This window comes from Serratia sp. NCCP-200 (genome assembly GCF_059697885.1).
This window is the reverse complement of the sequence record NZ_BAAKUJ010000003.1, coordinates 578,303-597,171: the sequence shown is the minus strand read 5'-3', so window position 1 is coordinate 597,171 and position 18,869 is coordinate 578,303. Positions and strand designations below refer to the sequence as shown.

Sequence of the window (18,869 nt, the reverse complement as noted above, 5' to 3'; positions counted from 1 at the left end):
GGGGCATCCAAACACTCTACTTTGTAGATCTCAGAAATCACCTTCATCGTTGCGTCTTCGATCGTTCCTTCATTTCGGCATAAAACCCAGCCGTTATCGGCAATTTCTCGCTCGAACGCCTTGGTACAAGCGACATGATCTTCCAGCTTATGAATCACAGTACTACTTAGCCCACGCGGTCGGGCCGCGGCCCTTGCCCATGAAATATCAGGCGCAGTAACAACCCCGACATGCAGGTCTGGCGTTCGCACGTTTCGTTCAATGTTAAGCTGTAAAATCTCTGCAAATGGAACCATTCGGCGAAACGCAGCATCCGATGGGTACCAGCGATCCATCAAGATAATGCTGTCCGGTGGCTGTTTAGTCAGCACTTGCTGGGAAATCCAGGCACGGCTATCAGCAAAGCGCTCACAAACCTCCAATTCTAAATCCAGGGTGGGATTTCTGGCGAGCTTGTTAACGAGGGCCATTGTTTCCCTCCTGTAGGGATCGCTTTTTTTCTCGCAAAGTCGGATCACCTTCTTGTTGTCTGCCCTTAGTACTTTCGTAATGGCCTCCAAAAGTGTGGTTTTACCGGCTCCCTTGGGCCCATCCAGAGAAATAAATAGCTGACGACTCATTCTTCAAATGACGATTGATATACGGTTTTTGTAAAGCTTGAATCTGGCAAAAGCATCTTACATTCCTTCGTATGAATAACGCGCCTCCTCTCGTTCGTCGGAGCCGCCTGGCGCGTCAGCGCGAACCGAATAGAGGGCCCTTATAAACAGACACTGAAGAACCTTCTGGCAATGATTTTAACTCACGGGTCTAAAATCCAGGATTACAGCCGTTTATAGTCATTGCCCATATGTTGTGACCTGCGCGGTGTAGTTTAAGGGATCCGCTTAGAAAACGGAAAACATCCCACGTTAGGCCTGGTTTTTTAAGCCGACAGGCGTTGACGGGCCACTATGAGCGAACTGCAGACATTATGCATTTAGAGACTATTGTAACACCAGGACTCTCTGTGGCTGTTTAATGTAGCCTTAGGTTGCTAAGGATGTATTGCTCAAATTCTGCTGTATATAATCAATGAGCGCTCGCGTTTTAGCTGGCAAATAACGCCTGTCAGAATAAAGTGCGAACAATTGAAGTGGGGCTGGCGGTTGTTCAAACTTAATCTCGATCAGCCGTCCATCGTCGATGCAGGGTTGGCAGGCCTGTTTCGAAAGAATGGCGAAACCAACACCCGCTACCGCCGCGCGTCCTGCCATCTCTCCGCTGTTTACCCGGTAATGGCCTTTAACCTTAATCGTCTCGAATCCCCCCTTTTTATTCATAAACTGCCAGGGAGCACCTTTAAGTGCATTTACCGTGGTAATACAGGGTAATTCTTCAAATTGCTGTATACGAGAAGGGATGCCATAACGCTGAATGATGGAGGGGGCTGCAACGATAGTGCAAGGGATTGTCACCAGATGACGGGCTATGTAATCACTGTCATCCAGTTGGCCACGGCTCACAATGATGGCTAAATCCAGATCGTCTCGCAGGGATTCAAAACCAGACAAATTTGTGACACAGCTTATTTCCAGAACCGGGTGCTGGCAGGCAAAATCGGCAACCACAGAACCCAGCAGTGCAGGACCTATTTCATTGGGAATACAGATACGTAGTGGCCCCTTGAGCTGCATTTGCCGCAACGTTAATTCTGTTTCAGTCTGCTCAAGCGCTTCCAGTAATGGCTTCGCCCGGGTATAGAGCAGGTGTCCCGCCTGGGTGAGTTTCATATGTCGGGTGTTGCGCTCAATAAGCTGAAGATTCAGTCTGTCTTCTAACTGAGAAATACAACGACTCACGTTTGATGTCGGCATTTCAAGGATTTTCGATGCCCCAACAAAACTGTTTCTTTCAACCACCGCAATGAAAACTTTCAGGGTATTAAAATCAAGAGTTGGCCGCATCAACTATCCCATAAATGATAACAATAAGTGTCAGTTTTACCATCTAATGAGCCGCATTGATAGCAGTTAAACTCAGATATCTTTCATCCACAGGTCGCTTGCTATGTCACTGGTCACAACAACGTTTAATCATAAAGCCCTCATCCGGATAGCGGTTGTCATGGCTTTTATCCAGTTCACGAATGCACTGGAATATATGATGTTCAACCCTGTTTTTGCTTTTATGGCAGCAGACTTCGTCGTTCCCGTATCATTCTCAGGCTACGTATCCGGCATGTACACATCCGGGGCAGTCCTCTCGGGAATTATCGCCTTTTACTGGATTGGTCGTACCAATAAGAAACGTTTTATCTTCGTCAATATGGCACTCCTGGGGATACTGACATTTTTGACGACATTCACCTCCAGTTTTAGTCTTCTGCTTGCATTACGATTCTGCGCAGGACTGGTAGGAGGCACGACAATGGGGGTGGGTATCAGTATATTGATAAATCTCGCACCGGCTAACTTGCGCGGAAAAATGTTGGCGACGGTCATTGCATCATTTTCGATGGTAAGCATTGTCGGAATGCCCGCGATACTATTTTTGTGTGCTCATTACGGCTGGCATGTCGCTTTGTGGTTTATCAGTACGCTGTGTTTGTTGGCATTGCCACTGATTGTTTCCATCATCCCTCAGGATCCACTCTCTTTTGACACACCCCACGCACTGCCTCTCGACGTTAATACTTTGCTGTTCGCTTCCAGTAATGCGCTGGTACAATTTAGCCCGATGCTGATCATTCCTGTTCTGGTACCATTAATGACCCAGTTGCTGGGCGCCTCTCAAGACCTGCTGCCATGGCTGTTTTTCGCCGGAGGCATTGCAGGATACCTGTCAACAAAAATGACAGGCGCGTTAACTTCCCGTTTCTCTGCTTTGGTTCTGGCTACAGGGTCATCCATCGTCTTTATAGTGAGTTTGCTAATACCCATTCTGGGCTATCCGCATGCGGGGCTATTTATTACTGTATTTCTCGGTGCATCATACAGTCGGCTGGTTTCCTCCTCGGCGCTGACCATTCAGTTTCCTGATGACAGGCAACGAGCGGGATTATCTTCATTGCAGTCATCAATAATGTACATGATCACAACGGTCGCATTTTTTCTGTCAGCTTTTCTATTACCTGGGCACGCCATAGCACCACAAAATATGAACACGTTGCTGGGGGTATGTGCAATTTCCGCATCAGGGTTCCCAGTCATGGTTATCATTCTGCAAAAGAAACTGGCTAAGCGTACGCTCCAACCGAATCATCTCATCAATGATTAGCATAACGTCCGCTATTGCACATAGCAGACGACCAAGTATGGTAGCTATTTGTTTATTATCGAGGACGGGAACGGGAGGGGGGCCAAAACGTTTGCCTGAAGCCCCGGTTCGAAAAATACCATCTTAGTTACCTCAAATCATCTCTGGGAAGATCGGCGGTATTTCAATCAGTTGCTTTTCTTGCGAGTTGGCATCGATCAGCGCAAACGCCGCCTGTAGCATCTTGTTGACGTCCTGCTTCACCATCACGATGTCATGGCCTAACAGCAGTACGAAAGGGTCCCAGTCAAAGCAGCCCATCACCGGCTGGTTATCACCGCGATAGCCAGACGCCACCAGCCAGCGCATCACGCCTTCAAGCGAGATCGTCGAGTTGACGAACAGACCGGTTTGCAGATCGCCGTCTTGAGCAATAAAGGTTTTCATCGCCAGCTCGGCCTTGTCTGGAGAATAACCGCAGGCTAACAGGTTCTCTTCAATGACCTCAACGCCTAACTGCCGGTGGGCATCTCTGAAACCGCGCAAGCGTTCCGTGGTGTTATGGTCAACCCCGCGCCCCCCTACGAAGATCAGCGGCTTGAGGTAGCCTAGCCGTTTTTCACAGTTGGCCAGAATTCGTAACGTCAGCTCTTTGGCACCGGCATAGTTATCGGTGATCACCGAAGGGGCGAGGGTGCCTGGCAGATCGAGATTCAACGTTGAAATACCGGAAGCAGCGCAGATCTCGGTGATATTGTCGGGGGCGGTGGCACCGGTGGAGATGATCCAGTCAACCTGATAGGAAAGCATGGTGCGCGCCGCTTCGATTTCCAGTTCAGGATCGCGGCTGGTGCAGGTAATCACCGGGAACAGGCCGCGTTCACGGGCCATCGATTCGAATAGCTCGACGATCGAACCGAAATAACGGTTGTCATACTTGGGGACGATCATGCCGATCATGGTTGATTTACGGCGGCGCAGCAGGCTGGCCTGCTGATTGACGGTATAGCCTTGTTCTTCGGCCAGTCGCAGGATTTTTTCTGCCAGTTGAGCGCCGATACGGCGCTTTTTCCAACTGCCATTGAGCACGGCGCTGACCGCACTTGAGGAGGCTCCGGCCAGTTCGGCCAGATCGTAAATCGTCGTTTTTTTTGCTTTGAACCCAGTCACAAATTTCGCTCCCCAATTTTCTATATCTTGACAGTAAAAATAAAAAGTAGCAATTATGCTCAATCGATTGAGCGCCGTGAGCAAAGAGTGTGACACGGTGCGTAAACGTCCCCTCACCCCAACCCTCTCCCACAGGGAGAGGGCGCTGGCACGGCGTTAAGGTCAGGTGCGGAAGTGCGTTTCTAACCCTTGCAAATACAAGCTAGGTCAGGAAAAGGGGTACGTTTTAGCCCTTGCGAATTCGGTGCTGAAATCAGGCTCGGGAGCTAATCCGTGGCACGCTCGGTTCCCACAGGGAGAAGGGGCTGGTACGGCGTTAAGGTCAGGTGCGGAAGTGCGTTTCCAACCCTTGCAAATACAAGCTGGGTCAGGAAAAGGGGTACGTTTTAGCCCTTGCGAATTCGGTGCTTAAGTCAGGTACGGAAACCAATCCGTGGCACGCTCGGTTCCCTCTCCCTTTGGGAGAGGGTTAGGGTGAGGGGCAATATCGACAGCCAAATTCTTAACTCGATGAACTCACACGCGGTGACTTCGTCGTGAAAATTTGATCTCTTGTTTAATAAAGGAACCCAACCATGACAGATTTCACCCAATTGAATTTCTCCCTCAAAGGTAAGGTCGCGGCGATTACCGGCGCGGCCTCGGGTATCGGCCTGGAGTGCGCGCGTATTTTCCTGCAGGCCGGGGCTAAAGTGGTGCTGATCGACCGTGACCAGGAAAAGCTGCAACGCCTGACCGATGAACTTGGCGAAAACGCGTATCCACTGGTCATCGATTTGCTCAACCCGCAGCAGGTTTCCGGCATGCTGCCCGGTATTTTAGCGGCGGCCGGGCGACTCGATATTTTTCACGCCAATGCCGGCGCCTATATTGGCGGCCCGGTGGCAGAAGGGGATCCGGACGTTTGGGATCGCGTGCTTAATCTCAATATTAACGCCGCGTTCCGTTCTGTGCAGGCAGTGCTGCCGCATCTGATCGAGCAAAAGTCTGGCGATATTCTGTTTACCAGTTCGATTGCCGGGGTCGTCCCGGTGATCTGGGAACCGATTTATACCGCCTCAAAATTTGCCGTTCAGGCGTTTGTGCATTCCACGCGCCGCCAGGTGGCCCAATATGGTGTGCGGGTTGGCGCCGTGTTGCCGGGGCCGGTGGTTACCGCGCTGTTGGACGATTGGCCAAAAGCCAAGATGGAAGAGGCTCTGGCCAACGGCAGCCTGATGCAGCCAAGGGAAGTGGCCGAAGCGGTATTGTTTATGGTAACGCGCTCGAAGCATGTCACCGTACGTGATCTGGTGATCCTGCCAAATAGCGTCGATCTCTGATAGGTGAAAATGATGAACAATCAACAGCAGGTCGTTATTGGTGTCGATGTGGGTTCAGGCAGCGCACGGGCAGGGGTTTTTGATCTCTCGGGTACCATGTTGGCGCATGCCAGCCAAGAGATCACCCTGTTCCGCGGTCCGGAAAATTATGTTGAACAATCCAGCCGTGAGATATGGCAAGCGGTGTGTGCCAGCATCAAGCAGGCGGTTGCCGCATCCGGTATTGCCCCAGACAATGTGGCAGGCATCGGCTTTGATGCCACCTGCTCCCTGGTGGTACTCGATGCAGACGGCAACCCCCTGGCAGTAGGGCCATCTGAAGATCCCGACCGCAACATTATCGTGTGGATGGACCATCGGGCAACGGAGCAGGCCGAGCGAATCAACGCTACCGGGCATCCGGTACTTAACTACGTTGGCGGAAAAATCTCCCCAGAAATGGAAACGCCCAAGCTGCTTTGGCTGAAGGAGAATCGTCGTGCGGTCTACGATAGTGCCTGGCAGTTCTTCGATCTGGCCGATTTCCTGACCTGGCGGGCCACTGGGGACTTGGCTCGCTCCGTCTGTACGGTGACCTGCAAATGGACCTATCTGGCCCATGAGAAACGTTGGGATCCGGACTATTTCCGTACCATCGGCCTTGAAGAGTTGGCAGACGAAGCGTTCCGCCGCATTGGGGATCGCATCAAAGAGCCTGGTACGCCTTGTGGCGAAGGCTTGACGACAGAGGCCGCCAAAGAAATGGGATTAGTAGCGGGGACGCCTGTCGCCGTGGGCTTGATTGATGCCCATGCTGGCGGGATTGGTACCGTCGGTGTCGGCGGTGGCGTCACCAATAACCTGGCTTACGTGTTTGGCACGTCGTCCTGCACGATGACCACCACGCAAAACCCGGCCTTTGTTCCAGGCGTTTGGGGGCCATATTACTCTGCAATGGTGCCGGAATATTGGTTGAATGAAGGTGGGCAGAGCGCGGCGGGGGCGGCGATCAAGCAGTTGGTTTCGTTCCACCCCGCGGCACCAGAGGCAACGGAGCAGGCTAAGGCATTGGGTATTTCACTGCCAACCTTGCTGGCCGATTTGGCGCTGGCCAAAATGGTTTCTGCGTCGGAAGCGGCAAAACTCGCCAATGGCCTGCATGTGGTTCCCGAGTTCCTTGGCAACCGCGCCCCCTTTGCCGATCCCCATTCCCGTGCCGTGGTTGCCGGGTTGGGTATGGAAAGCAATCTCGATAATCTGGTGGCCCTGTATGTTGCTGGCATTTGCGGGATTGGCTATGGACTCAGGCAAATCCTCGATGCCCAGTCTCAGATGGGCGTCACCGTTGAGCAGATCGTGATCAGCGGCGGGGCTGGCCGTCATCCGTTGGTGCGGCAGTTGCTGGCGGATAGCTGTGGTTGCGCCGTGCTGACAACCAAGGCGGAAGAACCGGTATTGCTGGGGTCGGCTATCCTGGGCGCTGTGGCGGGGAAGGTTGCCGCCTCGGTGGAGCAAGCGATGGCGCAGTTTTCCGAGTTGGATAGCCAATACCAACCGAATGCGGATTTCCATCAGTTGCACGCTAACCGCTATGAGGCCTATAAGCTATTACAAAGCGCGGCCAAACGGATCCGTGAGGAGCTGCAATAAGCCTGGAAACTCGGGGGGCGCAGCCATGCTGCGCCCCTACTTATTATCTTCTGCCGCTTCCTTCAGTAACCATTCGCTAAATATTTCCATCGCCGGGGTCATTGCCTTCGATTTTAAATGGGTTAACCAATAACCGCCCATGTTGATTTCGGTAGCAAAAGGGCGCACCAACTGTGCGGTGGCGAGCTCCCGGGCAAACATTTTCGCTGGGGCTAACGCCACACCGCCGGAATGGATAGCGCTCTCGATCATCAGACGGGATGAGTCAAAGATGGCGCCATTCACTCTCACCGCCTGCAGACCAGCGGCAGCAAACCAGTTTTCCCACTCTTCAGCACGGTAAGAACGCAGCAAATCCTCTTGCAGCAGATCGGCTGGGGTAACGAGCCGCTTAGCCGTAGCCGGCGTACACAATACGGTCAGCGGAGCATCAAACAGCATCTCGTTATGGGTTGATGGCCACAAACCGGTGCCAAAACGGATGGCGAAATCCAGCCCTTCGGCGGCTAGATTGACGACGTTATTGTTGGTGCGCAGCCGCAGTTCGACAAAAGGATGCTCTTGCCTGAACCGATCAAGACGCGGCAACAGCCAGCCCACGGCAAAGGTGCCGACGGCGGCCACGGTGAGCACCTCCTGGAACTGCCCCCCTTCAAACTGCCGGAAGGCTTTTTCAATATGGCCAAAGGCGTCGGTTAACACGGCAAACAGCGCCCGTGATTCCTCCGTCATTTCTAAACCACGGGGTAATCGTTTAAACAGCACCATGCCCAGGCGTTCTTCAAGCAGCCGCACCTGTTGGCTAACGGCGGCCTGGGTAACATAGAGCTCCAGCGCTGCCCGTGTGAAACTCAAATGTCTGGCAGAGGCCTCAAAAGCACGTAGGGCATTCAGGGGAAGATTAGAGCGCATGGGTATTATCCAAAAGATTTTCTTTATGCTAGAGAAAATTCTTGTCGCTTGTCAATAACGGCCTAACAGAGGATATTTCCCGCCATCTGAAAAGAACTCCGCTGCGTTAATCCATTTTATGTGAGGCAAAACATGGTTAGAAATACATTACGTCAAACCACCCTGATGGTCGCTACGGTTATGCCGTTGCTGTTCGGTAGCGCACCGTTATGGGCGCAACCCGCTAATGCCAAGGCCAATATTCAGCAGCAACTGTCTGAACTGGAGAAAAACTCCGGTGGCCGCCTGGGCGTGGCGCTGATCGATACCGCCGATAATTCGCAGATCCTGTATCGTGGGGATGAACGTTTTCCCATGTGCAGCACCAGCAAGGTGATGGCAGTGTCGGCGTTGTTAAAACAGAGCGAGACGGATAAAAATCTTTTGGCTAAGCGGATGGAGATCAAACAATCCGATCTGGTCAACTACAACCCGATCGCCGAAAAACACCTGGATACCGGGATGACCCTGGCCGAGTTCAGCGCCGCCACTATCCAGTACAGTGACAACACGGCGATGAACAAGATCCTTGAGCATCTTGGCGGCCCGGCAAAAGTGACAGAATTTGCGCGTACTATCGGCGATAAAACCTTCCGTCTCGATCGTACCGAACCCACTTTAAATACCGCCATCCCGGGTGATAAGCGTGACACCACCTCGCCGCAGGCGATGGCAAAAAGCCTGCAAAACCTGACCTTGGGCAAAGCGCTGGGTGAACCACAGCGTGCTCAACTGGTTGAATGGATGAAGGGGAATACTACCGGCGGAGCCAGCATTCGCGCAGGTCTGCCAACCACGTGGGTGGTCGGTGATAAAACCGGCAGCGGTGATTACGGTACCACTAACGATATCGCCGTGATTTGGCCAGCGAACCACGCACCGTTGGTGTTGGTGACCTATTTCACGCAGCCACAGCAGAATGCCGAAGCCCGCAAAGACGTGTTGGCTGCGGCCGCCAAAATTGTCACCGCAGGACTTTGAATCGGGGATATTCACCGCGTAGATGCGCAGTGATTTTTTCAGCATAAAAAAGGCCGGAAAATCCGGCCTTTTCCGATCACGCCTGGCGATTAGTAATCAATGGCATCGCGGATAATCGGGCAGGTCATACAGTGGCCGCCGCCACGGCCACGGCCCAGCTCACTACCGACAATCTCAATCACCTCAACCCCTTCTTTACGCAGTTGGGTATTGGTTTTGGTATTACGGTCGTAAGCCAGCACCACCCCAGGAGAGAGCGCCACCATGTTGTTGCCGCTGTCCCACTGTTGGCGTTCGGTGTCGTAGTCGTTGCCTTCGGTTTCCACCACCCGCAGTTTTTTCAGGTTCAGTGCTCCGGCAATGGCTTCAACAAAGGTGCCTTTATCGCGGCTCAGCTTCATGCCGGTTGGGCCAGAATCCGGGCGCAGCGAGAAGGTTTTGATCTGATTGACGATAGCCGGGTAGAGCGTCACTACATCGCGGTCGCAGAAGGTAAAGACCGTATCCAGGTGCATGGCGGCACGCAGTTTCGGCATGGCGGCAATCATCACTCGTTCAACGCCGGAATGTTTGTTGGCAAACAGCGCGGCGGCCAGCTGGGTGATCGCCTGATGCGAAGTACGCTCACTCATCCCAATCAGCACCGTTTTGTTGCCGATCGGCATCACGTCCCCACCTTCGAGCGTAGCGGTACCGTGGTGCACCGTTGGGTCCCCCCACCAGACGTTAACATTGGCTTCGCCAAAGTCTGGGTGGAACTTGTAGATCGCCGTGGTCAGAATGGTTTCTTCGTGACGGGCAGGCCAATACAGCGGGTTCAAGGTCACGCCGCCGTAGATCCAGCAGGTGGTATCACGGGTATATAAGGTATTCGGCAGCGGTGGCAGCAGGTATTCGGTAATGCCTACCGCTTCGCGGATCAGTTTCAGCTCTTCGTGGTCTGCATAGCCTTCTTTGGCCAGCTCGGTAGTGGAAAGGCCACCGATCAGCACCTCCGCCAACGCCCGTGGTGCCAGGCCATCAAGGAAGCTGCGGGTTTCATTCAAGATCCCCAGTGACACTTCATTAGGCACAATCTGCTGATCCAGGATCCACTTTCTGGCTTCGGGCAGCGCCAGGGTTTCAGCCAGCAGGTTGTGCATTTCCACCACGTCCACGCCGTGTTCACGCATCTTGGTCATGAAGTCAAAATGGTCACGCTTGGCGCGCTCAACCCACAGCACGTCATCAAACAACAGCTCATCACAATTACTCGGCGTTAGCCGGTTATGCGCCTTGCCAGGGGCGCAGACCATGACTTTATGTAATTTCCCTACTTCTGAATGAACACCAAACTTGGACTGCGTCTTTTTTTTAGTCGACATAATGACTTGCCTCGATCAGATTGTGATAACGCCAGTGGCAATGCTGTAGATTGCAGCAACGGCGGCGACCATAACGATTACAAAGAGCCCCATCTCGGCCGGGGTGAACACTTTTGCGTGCTGTTCACGTTTGGCCATAATGTATAGCAGCGTGCCTGGGCCATAGATGATGGCGGAGAGCAGCAGATACTTCATACCACCGGCGTACAGCATCAGCAGTGCGTAGAAGGTGGCGATCAGCGCGAAGATCAGATCCTTTTTATGATCGCGTTTGTCGGTTTCGTAGGTTTCGCCGGTCATGGCCAGCTTCAGCCCATAGGCACCCACCAACAGGTACGGGATCAGCGTCAGGGAACTGGTCAGTTCGAGCGCCAGTTGGAAGGCGTAATCACTAAACAGCGTCAGGATTAAGAACACTTGAATGGTGATGTTGGTCAGCCAGACGGCAGAAGAGGGCACCGCATTGCTGTTTTCGGTAGCGAACACTTTCGGCATACTCTTGCTTTTCGCGGCGGAAAACAGCACTTCTGCCGCCAGCAAAGACCAGGAGAGATAAGCGCCCAGTACCGAAACAATCAGGCCCACGCTGATGAAGATCGCCCCCCAGCGCCCAACGATAGCTTCCAACACGCCCGCCATCGAAGGTTGGCGCAACGCCGCCAGATCGGGACGGAGCAGCACGCCGTAAGACAGCATGGTGATCAGCACCAACAGGCACAGCACCCCGATGAACCCCAACACCGTGGCAATCCCCACGTGGCTGCGTTCTTTGGCATAGCGGGAATAGACGCTGGCACCTTCAATCCCGAGGAAGACGAATACCGTTACCAACATGGTGCTGCGCACCTGGCTGAACAGGGATTCGGGTTCCGCGGTCGGGACGATGGCGGCGGCGGCATGACCTACATAGCCGTAGTCGTTAAGGTGAGAGAGATCACCCACGCTTGCCAAAGAGGCTGCAGAGGCTGCGGTCTCTGGTGTTCCCCAGAAGTTGAGTGCAAACACGTCACTTTTGAAGGCAAAGATCAGCACAATGATAAAGATGAGGATCGGCAGGATTTTGGCGATGGTGGCAATGGTGTTGATCGCCGCAGCGCTTTTAACCCCGCGCAGTACCAGAATGTGGAATCCCCAAAGAATGACCGAGGCAAACAACACCGCGGGAATAGTATTGCCGTCGCCAAATATCGGGAAGAAGGCCCCCAGGGTAGATTTGATCAGCACAAAGTAAGAGACGTTACCAATACAGGTCCCGGCCCAGAAGCCAAGTGCAGAGGCAAATCCTAGATAATCACCGAATCCGGCTTTGGCGTAGATAAACACGCCGGAATCGAGTTCGGGTTTACGTTGCGCCAGCGTTTGAAACACAAAGGCCAGCATTAACATCCCACCGCCCGCAATACACCAGGCGATAATGGCACCAAACCCTCCCGTAGCGCGCCCAAAGGTAGCCGGTAAAGAAAATATACCGGCCCCTATCATGGAGCCCACTACCAGTGCGGTGAGTGACCATAGGGACAGTTTATTCGTTGATGAGCTCGTCATGGTTTTCCTTACTGACACCAAGTCAAATAAAGTATTGCGTAATTAAAGGATAACGTTACCAACCGACTTACGATTAAATCATAGTCATAACCGGCAAATTTTCCTGTCGCAAATAACTTTTTTCTTCAACATCAGCACTGTTGATTCCGATTGTAGGTGAAATGCTGTCGCCTGACGGAATAAAAAACCAATCACGAGAATATTCTTGATTAACAATCCTTTAAAGCTAATGAAATTAATGATAATGCTTTATTTTGGCGGGTTGTAACTTGCAGATATAATTATATTTGTGATTTTTTTGAATAAAATCAATCATATGATAAAAAGTAACGGGTTGTTACTGGCTTGGGGTTCAATGTGTTTCAAGCATAAAAATGCAGGTTGTATAAAAATAGTTAATATATCAAAACCTGTCTATCTGATTCTAGGAAAACTCCTATGATATGAGTAGTCATTCGGATCATGGTTAAAGATGCGCGTTGTGCAGTGAGTGTTAATGTACTAAGATTATTTTTATAAAAAACAGTAGGGTGTGTCACGTCAACCCGGTGATGGATGGAAAACCATGATCAACAGTGTCAGCCAGCAGGCATTAAAGAGTTTAAGTTGTTTTGCCGCCGTCACCTTCTTCTCGACCAGCCAAATGTGTGCCTTCGAGTGTTTCCTCCATGCGAATACCATGGGCATATTGTACTTTGTATCTATTATCGCCAAGCCGTTGTTTTTTATCATTATCGGTTATATGGATGAGGTGGAGAAACTCACCAGGCAAGAAATCATGGTGAAAATAAAATCCATTATCCTGATCATGATTTTCTGGAACATTGTTTCATCCTTGATCAAAACCCAATACATTCATCAGGGATATATTCTACAAAACGGCATATTATTGAATATGGGGATCATCTATTTACTTTACCCTATCATCCTTAAGGGTATTAAGCATTTGAAAATCACTGCGGCCGTGTTTGCCGGGCTGGTTGCCGTTATTGCCCTGTTGGACATTTTCAGCCCGCTGGATACCCAAGATGACCCGCTGTTTATCTCCAGTTATTCGTTTATATGGGTCTGGGGCGGCTACTACATTATTGGCCATGTGCTGGGGGAAGCACCGGGTCGCAGGTTCACCAAAAAAACCAACGTGCAGTGGGCCGCCAGGCTGCTGGTGATCCCCATCGGTATCTCCATGTATTTCTACGAGCTTTATCTATCAACCCATACCCAGATCAGCGTCGCCGGCTGGTTTGTATTGGAGCACTTGCACCTGCTGGGCATGAGCCTGGCGCTGTTTATCCTGTTTGATAATATCGCCATCAAGAGCCGATTGCTTACCCGCGTCGTGGAGTTTATTAGCCCGGCGATGGTGGGCGTCTATATCGTTCACTATAGCGTGTTCTATTTCATTACTACGCTGTATGACTTCAATGACGCCACGCTTAAATTTACCTTACTGGTCCTGGTTTTTGTGGCCTCGGTATTGGTTTCACGGTTGTTGTTACTCAACCGATTTACGGCTCGGATTATCTCCTTCTGACGGGGCAGCCACTGGGATATGGCGAATATTAAAGCCGGTGATGCCTAGTGCCAGAGTGATCAGCGGTGCGGCAATATTAAAGATGGCAAACGGCATGTAGGCCATGGTCGAGACACCCAGTACCGCAGCCATATAAGCGCCGCAGGAGTTCCAGGGGATCAGCGGTGAGGTGACAATCCCGGCATCCGAAACGATGCGCGACAGGTTCTCAGGCGCCAGCCCCCGCTTGGCAAATTCGGCACGGTATAGCCGGGTAGGTAGCAGCAGCGCAATATACTGATCGCCCGCGGCAATATTCAGCCCAATCGCGGTAGCAACCACCGAGGTAAACAGCTTGCCCACGGTTCTGGCCCGCAGCAGCAGCGGCGTAACCAGTTTGTTCAGCAGGCCGAAGTCATCCACCATAATACCAAACGTCACCGCGCCGATAATCAGCCAGATCGTAAACAACATGCTGTCCATACCGCCGCGTGACAGCAGGGCGTCGATCTGCTCAATACCTGAGTTCTCCTGGAAGCCGGTCGCCATCGCCAGCCAGGCCGCCTTGATGGCCAACAGCGGGCTGGCAAGATCGGGCTCGACAATAAAGCGATCGATCACCTGTGGTTGCATAAAGGACGTCATGATCCCCGCCATCAAGGCTGAGCACATGATGGCCAACGGGGCTGGCACCTTGGCGACCGATAATGCCAACAGGAAAAGCAGCGGCAACAGGTTCCACGGTGTGATGTGGAACAGTTCGTTAAAGCGGGTCAGTTCGTTGTTGGTGACGGTGGCATCAAAGGCGCTGTGCTGATTTAGCCCTAACAGGATAAAAGCGATCAGGGCAATGACTGCCGCCGGAACGGTGGTCCAAAGCTGGGCGCGAATATGTTTATACAATTCGACGCCGTTGAGCTGAGCGGCCAATACGGTACTTTCAGACAGCGGCGAGATCTTGTCACCCACGTAAGCCCCGGAAATCACGGCTCCAGCCGTAATTTCTGGTGATAACCCCAGCATATTGGCCAGCCCGACCAACCCGACTCCCAAGGTGCCTGCCGTGGTCCAGGAACTGCCAATACTTAAAGAGACGCCAACGCAGACCAAAAAGGCTATCGGATAGAACCAGTTGGGGGTGATCAATATAATACCGTAATACACCATGGTAGGAATGGTGCCGGACATGTTCCAGGTGCCAATCAGCGCCCCAACGGAAAACAGGATAAAAATGGCCCCCGAGATGGTGGCAATGCCTTTGCGGCCGGACTCGGAAACCTCCTCCCAGCTATGGCCATTCTTCAGGATGACCATAGCGGTGATCATGGTGCTGAGGATGATGGCCACCTGCAAAGGGCCGTTGACGGCTTCAAGTCCAAACAGAGCAACGGAAGATCCGACCAGCAAAATCAACGTGACTATCGGCAGTAGAGCATCCAGATAACTTGGGGCTTTAACAGGGCGGGGAGTTTTAGCTGATTTGCTCATGGGCACGGCTCCACAGACAGTTAAGACAGGAGGGGTCAGGCAACGGCGATACCTGCGGTAGCTACTGAGGTAAGTATAGCCATGGGCGGTATAGGGCAATGATTATTTTCACTATTGCGGGTCAGCGTTGAAGCTCTGTAAACGTGCAACGATCTGCCGATCCAGTGGCAGACAGCGGAAATCGGTCATGATCTGCAGCTCTGCCGCCGAATTGAGGGTGGTAAGATAGCTTTTTCGGAACTCGGTTGGCGTCATGCGGCAATATTTGTTAAAGGCAAAAATTAGCTGTTTGTGGCCGCTAAATCCGCAGGTGTAGCTGATGTCGGTGATCGGGATAGTCGTGTCTTTCAGCAGTAGTTTGGCCTTATTAATTCTGATCATGGTCAGATATTCTTTAAAATTGTAGCCGCTGATCTTTTTGAAGATACGGGAGAAGTGGTGGTAGCTGACGCCAGCGTGCTCGGCAATGGTGGCCAGGTTGAGCTCATCGTCAAAATGCTGGTTGATAAACTCAATACCGTATTTGACCAGCTGTTGGTCTTTTTTCCTGACGCCAACCTGCTGTTGATCTGCCTGGTTTGGCGCTGCGGCGGCAAGCGTGCCCAACAGATGATAAACCAGGGCAATGCGGGTAAACGAGGGTTGTGCTGTGACCAGGTTATCGAGCAGGGCGATCACGGCGTTGCTAATCTGCCGTTCTGCTGCGCGGTCGCCCTGATTAAATATCAGCGGGGCCGGATGAGTTTCATCAAACAGATGAGGGGAAAACTGGATGGTCAGCAGTTGGCTGTTTGGGGCGCGAGCTTCAAGAGAATGAATTTCGTCCGGGTTGATATACAACATGCTGCCCGCACTGGCCACCGAGGTGGCATGGCCTAGTGTCACGGAAAATTCTCCGGACAAGATGCAGATCAGCTCAGGGGCCGAGTGCCAATGGGGTTCGCAGTAGTAAACCTCGGCGGCGAAAACGTTGAGCTTTTCGGCGTCAAACGAGATCAGCTCATAGCCGCTGCCCTCATGGATCGCTGCTTGCGCCTGCCGATGGGATTGCGGCTTGGGTTGCCGGATGACAGAGAAAGGAAACATCGGCTTATTTATCCCCAGAGGCTGGTGATGAAAATACGGGGGTGGGATCTTTCTCCCTCACCCTAACCCTCTCCCCAAGGAGAGGGGACAGCCCATGCCACCGTGTGATCCCTGTGTTCAACCTTTGCATCGAACCAACACCTCATACCTATCGCTCTTAACCAAATTACATCACCGTACCAGCTCCCTCTCCCTGTGGGAGAGGGTTGGGGTGAGGGGTCACACGGCGGCAGGCTCCGCCAGTGCAGCCTCCAACTCCTGCTGAGTAATAGCAATAGCCAGGAACTCCGTCAGGGCGATAAACAGGCCGCAGAACAGATCCGGAGCAATCGCGATGAGCTTTTCGCGCATCAGCGCCTCCGGCAAGCCGTTTTTGCTGACCAATAACTTCACCACGCGGTCAAAAGCCGGCGGGGTAGCGATCAGCTGTTGCAACGAATTATCCACCTTTAGCGGTAAATAATAGGGCTTGGCGCACAGCTTGACCACCGTGCTCAGCGCGATATCCCGCGAAGAACGCGCTACGTGAAGCTGGTACTCGCCAGGATCGACCACCCAAGCGGCCATGCCTGGATGGAAACAGGCAAAGTCCGGCCATTCGAGCGTCATGGTCACCATTTTGCTTTCACCCGCCTCAAGGTGCACTTTGGCAAAGGCTTTCAACGCCAGGACTTCACGTGCCAGATCTCCCTGCGGTGCAGTCAGGTAAAGCTGTACGATCTCTTTACCGGCCCGATCGCCACGGTTGGTCACCTCAACGCTGACGGTTAAGGGCTGCCCCTCCTCAAGTTCCGTGACCGAAGTCGCCAGCTTGGCATAGCTAAACTGGCTATAGCTCAGGCCAAAACCGAATGGGAACTGCGGCGTCAGCTTACGTCGGTCGTAGTAGCGATATCCGACATACAGCCCTTCGCTGTAGTGATGGCGCAGGTTTTCACCTGGGTAATCGAGCCAGGCCGGAGTTTCTTCCAGAGTGTTAGGCACCGTAACCGTCAGCTTGCCACAGGGGTTGGCCCGGCCAAATAGAATATCTGCCACCGCACGGCCCATGCCCTGGCCCGCAAAGAAGGTCTCCAGCAGGGCTTTGCAGTCTGATAGCCAAGGCATCACCACCGCATCGCTGTTAGCCAACACGACCACCACATTAGGCTGCCGTTTGGCTACCGCACGGATCAGCGCTTCATGGCTAGGCAAGATATTCAGATCCCGGCGATCGCCGTTTTCGCCATCTTCGCCAATGGCAGTGCTGACGAACACCACGGCAACGTCCGCCTTGCGGGCTAGCTCAACCGCATGTGCCTGTGCTTGCAGGTCGACGTGATTATCATCAGGTGTGCCGATGGCATAACCGATCTGGAAGTCGTTACCGGCCACCTCGAAAATTTCATCCAGCGGACGATCGAGCATGTAAGGCACGGTGGTAGCACAGCCCGAGCCCTGGATCACCGGCTCCTGCGCCGGTTTACCCAATACGGCGATGGTGGTTTTCTTGCCTGGTTGCAGCGGCAGGATATTCCCTTCGTTTTTCAATAACACCATCGATTCGGCAGCCAACTGTTGTGCCAAGCGATGATGTTGCGGGTAATCGGCCTTGGTACCCGGTTTGCGGTGGCGCTGCACCTTGTCGATCAGCGTTAACATCCGCAAGCAGGCAGTATCGAGAACCTCTGTAGGGATTTCTCCGCGTTCGATCGCCTGCAACAGTTCCTGTTTATCACGCTGGGTTTCCGGCATGGCCAAATCGTTGCCCGCCAGCAAGGAAGCGGGGCGGTCTTTGATGCCGTACCAGTCGGACATCACCAGTCCGTCATAGCGCCACTCATTGCGTAGCACCTCGGTCAGCAGCCAGTGGTGTTGCGACGTTTGCACGCCATTGAGCCGGTTATAGGACGACATCACCGTCCAGGGGTTGGATTTGTCGATTGCCCGCTTGAATCCCGAAAGGTAAATCTCCCGCAGCGCCCGTTCTTCCACCACCGAATCCATTTCGGTACGGCGGTATTCTGAGTTGTTGGCGGCAAAGTGCTTCAGGCTGGCACCCACGCCACCGTCCTGCAGCCCGTTGATCAGAGCTGCGGCCACGTCACCGCTGACCACCGGATCTTCCGAGTAATATTCATAGCCACGGCCTGCCAAAGGCGTGCGGCGAATATTGATCCCCGGGCCAAGCAGAATGCCTACGCCCATCTCCTGGCACTCTTTGGCCAACGCCTCGCCCATTTGGTACACCAGGTCTACGTCCCAGCTACAGGCCAGGGTGGAACCATTAGGGAAGCAGGTAGCCGGTTTGGATTTGCTGAACAGCGCCTCAGAGCCGCCTTTTTGTTCTTCCTGTTCTACCTCGCCTGCGCTTTGGCCAATCACGGCCAGAAAATCGCTAATGTGCCAATTTTCCCCCTGTTCGATTTGGCTGGTGCTGTAACGGACGCCGTAGGTGCCATCCGTCATCACAATGTCGCTAATGCCATGCCGCGGGAAACTGGCCGTGCGCCACAAGCCGCTACCGCTGAGCAGCGCCACTTTCTCTTCGGCAGTCATGGCGGCAATGATGGCGTGGAAATCTTTTTTCATAGTGATACCTGC

General features: G+C 52.9%; 13 protein-coding genes and 1 pseudogene. 5 read left to right on the top strand and 9 right to left on the bottom strand.

Annotated elements, in window-relative coordinates; genetic code table 11:
• Nucleotides 1-17 precede the first annotated feature (17 nt).
• A pseudogene (locus AC6HVW_RS12875) lies at nucleotides 18-620 on the bottom strand (dTMP kinase); the annotation flags it as partial.
• Between the two features lie 408 nt (nucleotides 621-1,028).
• Entirely contained in the window at nucleotides 1,029-1,946 is a 918-nt protein-coding gene (locus AC6HVW_RS12870; protein ID WP_071683513.1) for a LysR family transcriptional regulator, read from the bottom strand.
• A gap of 103 nt (nucleotides 1,947-2,049) precedes the next feature.
• Here AC6HVW_RS12870 and AC6HVW_RS12865 point away from each other — a divergent pair, with 103 nt between their 5' ends.
• Nucleotides 2,050-3,258, top strand: coding sequence for an MFS transporter (locus tag AC6HVW_RS12865; protein ID WP_497569471.1), 1,209 nt, complete (start codon nucleotides 2,050-2,052; stop codon nucleotides 3,256-3,258).
• Nucleotides 3,259-3,390: 132 nt separating this feature from the next.
• Here the strand turns inward: AC6HVW_RS12865 and AC6HVW_RS12860 are convergent, their stop codons facing one another.
• Complete coding sequence (locus AC6HVW_RS12860; RefSeq protein ID WP_071683514.1) at nucleotides 3,391-4,407, bottom strand: LacI family DNA-binding transcriptional regulator; 1,017 nt, start codon at nucleotides 4,405-4,407, stop codon at nucleotides 3,391-3,393.
• A 575-nt stretch (nucleotides 4,408-4,982) separates the two neighbouring features.
• Between AC6HVW_RS12860 and AC6HVW_RS12855 the strand changes: the two genes are divergently transcribed.
• Nucleotides 4,983-5,729, top strand: a complete 747-nt coding sequence (locus tag AC6HVW_RS12855; RefSeq protein WP_021177938.1) for an SDR family oxidoreductase — start codon at nucleotides 4,983-4,985, stop codon at nucleotides 5,727-5,729.
• Nucleotides 5,730-5,741: 12 nt separating this feature from the next.
• The gene (locus AC6HVW_RS12850) at nucleotides 5,742-7,358 is read left to right on the top strand and encodes an FGGY-family carbohydrate kinase (protein ID WP_497569500.1); all 1,617 of its coding nucleotides are present in this window, start codon (nucleotides 5,742-5,744) and stop codon (nucleotides 7,356-7,358) included.
• A gap of 36 nt (nucleotides 7,359-7,394) precedes the next feature.
• Here the strand turns inward: AC6HVW_RS12850 and AC6HVW_RS12845 are convergent, their stop codons facing one another.
• Entirely contained in the window at nucleotides 7,395-8,270 is an 876-nt protein-coding gene (locus AC6HVW_RS12845; RefSeq protein ID WP_071683516.1) for a LysR family transcriptional regulator, read from the bottom strand.
• A gap of 132 nt (nucleotides 8,271-8,402) precedes the next feature.
• Here AC6HVW_RS12845 and AC6HVW_RS12840 point away from each other — a divergent pair, with 132 nt between their 5' ends.
• The gene (locus AC6HVW_RS12840) at nucleotides 8,403-9,290 is read left to right on the top strand and encodes a class A beta-lactamase FONA-11 (protein WP_021806421.1); all 888 of its coding nucleotides are present in this window, start codon (nucleotides 8,403-8,405) and stop codon (nucleotides 9,288-9,290) included.
• An 89-nt stretch (nucleotides 9,291-9,379) separates the two neighbouring features.
• On the opposite strand, the gene arcA is transcribed toward AC6HVW_RS12840, so the two are convergent.
• Both arcA and AC6HVW_RS12830 read right to left on the bottom strand, forming a co-directional pair.
• Complete coding sequence (gene arcA / locus AC6HVW_RS12835) at nucleotides 9,380-10,654, bottom strand: arginine deiminase (RefSeq protein ID WP_021177942.1); 1,275 nt, start codon at nucleotides 10,652-10,654, stop codon at nucleotides 9,380-9,382.
• Between the two features lie 15 nt (nucleotides 10,655-10,669).
• Nucleotides 10,670-12,199 (bottom strand): amino acid permease, encoded by a 1,530-nt coding sequence (locus AC6HVW_RS12830; protein WP_059200835.1) that lies wholly within the window; start codon nucleotides 12,197-12,199, stop codon nucleotides 10,670-10,672.
• 565 nt (nucleotides 12,200-12,764) lie between these two features.
• On the opposite strand from AC6HVW_RS12830, the gene AC6HVW_RS12825 reads away from it, so the two are divergent.
• Nucleotides 12,765-13,733 carry an acyltransferase family protein gene (locus AC6HVW_RS12825; protein ID WP_081367104.1) on the top strand — a complete coding sequence of 323 codons (969 nt, stop codon included), beginning with the start codon at nucleotides 12,765-12,767 and terminating at the stop codon, nucleotides 13,731-13,733.
• Here AC6HVW_RS12825 and AC6HVW_RS12820 read toward each other — a convergent pair.
• The 3 genes from AC6HVW_RS12820 to AC6HVW_RS12810 all read right to left on the bottom strand — a co-directional run bounded on the left by AC6HVW_RS12820 (nucleotide 13,695) and on the right by AC6HVW_RS12810 (nucleotide 18,857).
• Nucleotides 13,695-15,200: a Na+/H+ antiporter NhaC family protein gene (locus tag AC6HVW_RS12820; protein WP_071683518.1), complete on the bottom strand. Its 1,506-nt coding sequence runs from the start codon at nucleotides 15,198-15,200 to the stop codon at nucleotides 13,695-13,697. The two genes, AC6HVW_RS12825 and AC6HVW_RS12820, sit on opposite strands and share 39 nt — an antisense overlap.
• 111 nt (nucleotides 15,201-15,311) lie before the next feature.
• Entirely contained in the window at nucleotides 15,312-16,286 is a 975-nt protein-coding gene (locus tag AC6HVW_RS12815) for a helix-turn-helix transcriptional regulator (RefSeq protein WP_071683519.1), read from the bottom strand.
• Between the two features lie 219 nt (nucleotides 16,287-16,505).
• Entirely contained in the window at nucleotides 16,506-18,857 is a 2,352-nt protein-coding gene (locus AC6HVW_RS12810; RefSeq protein ID WP_497569470.1) for a beta-glucosidase family protein, read from the bottom strand.
• Between the last annotated feature and the right edge of the window lie 12 nt (nucleotides 18,858-18,869).